Origin of the sequence: Craterilacuibacter sp., assembly GCF_051659485.1 — a bacterium.
Taxonomy (GTDB): domain Bacteria; phylum Pseudomonadota; class Gammaproteobacteria; order Burkholderiales; family Chromobacteriaceae; genus Craterilacuibacter.
The window spans coordinates 1-4,333 of sequence record NZ_JBOFOO010000121.1 but is presented as its reverse complement, the minus strand read 5'-3'; the positions used below and the strand labels follow the sequence as shown (position 1 = coordinate 4,333).

Annotated in this window: 4 protein-coding genes and 2 pseudogenes; 4 read left to right on the top strand and 2 right to left on the bottom strand. The window is 57.2% G+C overall.

Going from position 1 to position 4,333, the window contains the following annotated elements:
- The 4 genes and pseudogenes from ACRC1E_RS04185 to ACRC1E_RS04170 form a co-directional block, all read left to right on the top strand.
- Window positions 1–141: pseudogene (locus ACRC1E_RS04185) on the top strand (porphobilinogen synthase); the annotation flags it as partial.
- Window positions 142–656: 515 nt separating this feature from the next.
- The gene (locus tag ACRC1E_RS04180) at window positions 657–1,430 is read left to right on the top strand and encodes a DUF2092 domain-containing protein (RefSeq protein ID WP_438513854.1); all 774 of its coding nucleotides are present in this window, start codon (window positions 657–659) and stop codon (window positions 1,428–1,430) included.
- A gap of 12 nt (window positions 1,431–1,442) precedes the next feature.
- Complete coding sequence (locus tag ACRC1E_RS04175) at window positions 1,443–1,943, top strand: hypothetical protein (RefSeq protein ID WP_438513853.1); 501 nt, start codon at window positions 1,443–1,445, stop codon at window positions 1,941–1,943.
- Between the two features lie 212 nt (window positions 1,944–2,155).
- Window positions 2,156–2,581 (top strand): annotated as a pseudogene (locus ACRC1E_RS04170) (porphobilinogen synthase); the annotation flags it as partial.
- Between the two features lie 34 nt (window positions 2,582–2,615).
- On the opposite strand, the gene ACRC1E_RS04165 reads toward ACRC1E_RS04170, so the two are convergent.
- Both ACRC1E_RS04165 and ACRC1E_RS04160 read right to left on the bottom strand, forming a co-directional pair.
- Window positions 2,616–3,790, bottom strand: a protein-coding gene (locus ACRC1E_RS04165; RefSeq protein WP_438513852.1) for an IS3 family transposase whose coding sequence is annotated in 2 segments (ribosomal slippage) — window positions 2,616–3,523 and window positions 3,523–3,790 — 1,176 coding nt in all. Because the reading frame shifts where the segments join, the coding sequence is not laid out codon by codon here.
- A gap of 78 nt (window positions 3,791–3,868) precedes the next feature.
- Window positions 3,869–4,333: cysteine hydrolase family protein (locus tag ACRC1E_RS04160; RefSeq protein WP_438513851.1), on the bottom strand; the 465-nt coding region annotated here is incomplete at its 5' end.

The following is a 4,333-nucleotide window of genomic DNA, read 5'->3' as shown; positions in this document are numbered from 1 at the left end:
ATGCTCAAGGCGGCAGCACAAAACGGCTGGCTCAATGAAGAAAAGTGCATGATGGAAAGCCTGCTCGCCTTCAAACGTGCTGGTGCCGACGGCATCCTCACCTACTTCGCGCTGGATGCCGCACGGCTGCTCAAGGCCTGACGTTTCCCCGCCGATCTACCCCCTGTACTTGGAGGCGTGAATGGCCAAACCACCCCGCAGGCCATGCTTGCGGGGTGGTTTGCAGTTGGGGACAAGGGTGGGTTAGCCACTGGAGGTGGCGTAACCCATCGGCGACTAGGAATGGATTGGCTGGTGGAGGCTTACGGCTTTGGCCTAAGTACGCCCAGCGTGCTTGCTTGCGGCTATTCTTTTGCCTGCCATACGGCTGTCCCCATGGCCAGGCTGCAGATTTACATCCCGCCCAAGGATAGGGAGGGAGAGGATGATGCCTGTACTAGAATTCAGGAGCGCATAAAGGCTAGGCGCTTGACTGTCTGGCTTGTGCCTTGCGCAAGCCGTTACCGTCGGCCCTGGTCAGGGGGGCGGAACAGAGCAGGCAGGGGTTCTCGTTCCTGTCTGGCAAGAGTCGGTTCAGGGGGGGGCTGGGTGCGAGGGCGGTAACTTGCGCAGATTCCGTTCTGACCTGACCGTGAGTCACCCTCCCGGAGACAAGCATGGTACGCAATATATTGATGTTCAGCCTGCTGGCAATCTCGCTAGCACCCTCCGTCTTGCATGCCCAGACGGATACCCCGGCCGCGCCTGCGCAGACATCCGCAGATGCGGTCGATCCAGCGGCCATCCAGGCGCTGAAGGATATGGGTGTTTATTTACTGAGCCTGAAGCGCTTTCAGGTCTCGACCGAACTGACTGGCGAGCGGGTGCTTGCCGACGGCCAGAAACTGCAGCATACGGCGAAGGCCGTGCTGGATGTCGATCGTCCTGAGCGGCTGCGTGCCCTGATATCTAGTGCTCGCTCCGAACGCGAGATCTTTTACGACGGCCAGCGCGTGACCCTGTACTCGCCCGCGCAGAAGTATTACTCGACGGTGCCGTTTACCGGCAAACTCAATGTGCTGGTCAACCGTCTGGAGGAAAAGTATGGTGTGGAAACCCCTCTGGCCGATCTGTTTGTCTGGGGCACGCCGGATGCGCCGTTCGACGGGATACAGTCAGCGATGAATGCCGGCCAGGATTTCATTGGCCAGACGTTGTGTGATCATTATGCCTTCCGCCAGGGCAATACCGACTGGCAGATCTGGATCGCGGCTGGAGACCGGCCTTTGCCGCGCAAGCTTGTGATCACTCAGCGTAACGACGAGGCGCGCCCGCAGTCGGTCAGCCTGATCGACTGGAATCTGAAGCCCACCTTTTCGAGCGCGGTTTTCAGCTTCAAGCCGCCCAAGGGTGCTTCCCCGGCCGAACTGCTGCCGCGCAAAACCAAGTAGAGGAGTCATGTCATGGAAAATGCACTGCGCAAGCTGCTCCTGTCTCCGCTGGTGGCGCTGCTCGTGGTCAGTTTCGCTCTGGTTCCGGTCGTCGAGGCTGGTCGCAGTGGCAAGGTTGCGGCCTCTAAGCCGCATGCCGCTGCGGGCAGCGGCGGGGCTCGGCATCAGGTCAAGGCTGATCGCAGCCGGGCCGATGTACGCACAAACAATGTCCGCAGCAATAGCGTCAACAATGTGAATGTCAATAGAAACGTCAACAGGAACGTTAACAGGGATGTTGATGTGGATGTCCATCACAGCGGAGGTTGGGACAACGACTACCACCCTGTTGCGACGGCGGTGGCGGTGGGGGCGACCGTGGCGGTGACGAGTGCCATTATCGGCTCCATCGTGCGTTCCGTGCCACCCGGCTGCGCGCCGGTCAACTACGGCGGCATTATCTACCAGCAGTGCGGAAACACCTGGTATCAGCCACGAGGAACACAGTTTATCGTGGTGAATCCGCCGTACTGATGTCAGCCTCCCGCTCCGGATGTGCCTATAAAAAATCCCCGGACTTCTTCCGGGGATTTTTTATAGCCTTACTACCGCCCAAGCAATGCTCAAGCTCGGCATCCCGATGCTGTCCATCTTCCCAGTGATCGAAAGCGGCAAGAACAATGCGCCATCGAAGCTTATAGCCCGGAAGGCTTGATGTCGACCGTGGTGCGCCAGCTGAAGTCCCGCATACCAAGATTTTTGCCTATTCGGCCAAGTATGCGTCCAGCTTCTACGGCCCGTTCCGCGATGCGGTCGGTTCGTCCGGCAATCTGGGCAAGGCTGATAAATATAGTTACCAGATGGACCCGGCCAATCTGGAAGAAGCCTTGCAGGAAGTGGCTATGGATCTGGAGGAGGGCGCCGATATCGTGATGGTCAAGCCGGGTATGCCGTATCTGGATGTGATCCGTCGCGTGAAAGACACCTTTCGCGTGCCGACCTATGCCTATCAGGTGTCGGGCGAGTATGCGATGCTCAAGGCGGCAGCACAAAACGGCTGGCTCAATGAAGAAAAGTGCATGCTGGAAAGCCTGCTCGCCTTCAAGCGCGCTGGTGCCGACGGCATCCTCACCTACTTCGCGCTGGATGCCGCACGGCTGCTCAAGGCCTGACGTTTCCCCGCCGATCCACCCCCGATTGTAGTGGTCAAGTATTTACAGACACACCGATAGGTTGTTTTGCTGCCATCTGCTGCTCGTAAACCACGGGAGGCAGATAGCCCAGTTTCGAATGCAGCCGGCAGGTGTTGTAGAAGCCGACGATGTAGCCGACCACGTCCCGCTGGGCCTCGCCATGATTGGCGTAATCGCGCTGCCAGACGCGTTCCATCTTCAGATTGAGGAAGAAGCGTTCCATCACTGCATTATCCCAGCAATTTCCTTTCCGACTCATGCTGCAAACCAGGCCATGTTTTTGCAGCAAGGCTTGGTATTCATGACTGGCGTACTGACTGCCTCGGTCGGAGTGCAGGATCAGGCCTGCAGCCGGTTTGCGCTGCTGTACTGCCATACTTAATGCACGACTGACCAGTGATGTCCTCATGTGGGAAGCCATCGCCCAACCAACAATCCTGCGTGAGAACAGATCCATGACCACTGCCAAATACAGCCAGCCCGAGCGGGTACGGATGTAGGTAATATCCGATACCCAAGCTCGATTGGGTGCGGCGACATCAAACTGCCGGTTCAACAAATTATCAGCGACGGGCAGGTCATGCTTGCTGTCGGTCGTATGGATAAATTTACGCTTCCAAACTGGGCGGAGACCGTACTGACGCATCAGCCGCAGGATCTTGTATCGACCAAGATGAATCCCCTCAACGCAAAGCTTGTTTCGGATTCGCCGGCTACCATAGCTGCCGTCACTGGCAGCAAAAATGGCTTTCATTTTGGCCTCGACGGTCAGGTCATTCATGCGCGCCGGTCGTTGGCTGTACGCGTAGAAGCCCGGCCGACTCACGCCCAGAGCCCGACAGAGGGTCAAAATGGGATAAGCCTTCTTCAACTGCTGTACCAATCGGTACTTTATTTGAGCTCGCGGGCAAAGAAGGCTGACGCTTTTTTTAAAATGGCCACATCCTGACGTAGTTGCCGGTTCTCGTCTTCCAGTTGGCGAATCCGTTGCTGCTCGGTCGTGAGTGGTTTGCCGATACCGGTGCCGCCCGTCAGCTCTTGTTCGTACTGCTTGATCCAGCGCCGCAGTGCCGACTCCCCCAGATCCATCGCGTGGCAAACTTCAGCCACGCTGAGCCCCTGATCCTTGACCATCTTGACGACTTCAAGCTTGAAGCCACTATCAAATGCCCTGCGTATCTTGGTCATGCAAATTTCCTCGTTAGGTGATTTTCCCACCTATCGAGGTGTCTGTGATTATTAAACCACTACAGGTTGAGCGCCGGGTTAGGCATCAATCTTCACCTCGCTTGAAGGTACTGCCACGGCCCGAGGGCCAAAACTAGTGATGTTTGCTAGTGTCGCGTTATGGTGCGCCGTGATCTGCGCGGCCGACAAGACGCTGTTGTTCATGGTTGAGTGGGCATCCGAGACGAGAAGGACAGGATAGCCAAGGGCGAGAGCCCTACGGGTCGTAGTGTCCACGCAGAACTCGCTCTGCAACCCGCAGATTGCCAGTTTCGTCACTCCGTGCGCTTGCAGGATTTTTTCTAGATCTGTGTTGTGAAACGAATCCGTTGCCTTCTTGCGAACGTAGATGTCGGTGGGTTGAACATCAAGTCCGGCGGCAAGGTTCCAGCCTTCCGTTCCGTACTCCAGCGGGCCGCCGGGCGCTTCGTGTTGAATTACAACGACCGGCGCTCCAGCTTCACGCATCTTTTGAGAAACAACGTTGATGCGTTGAATGACGCG

Coding starts and splice junctions, on each gene's coding strand:
- ACRC1E_RS04180 (WP_438513854.1), top strand. CDS start 657: ATGGTACGCAATATATTGATGTTCAGCCTGCTGGCAATCTCGCTAGCA.
- ACRC1E_RS04175 (WP_438513853.1), top strand. CDS start 1,443: ATGGAAAATGCACTGCGCAAGCTGCTCCTGTCTCCGCTGGTGGCGCTG.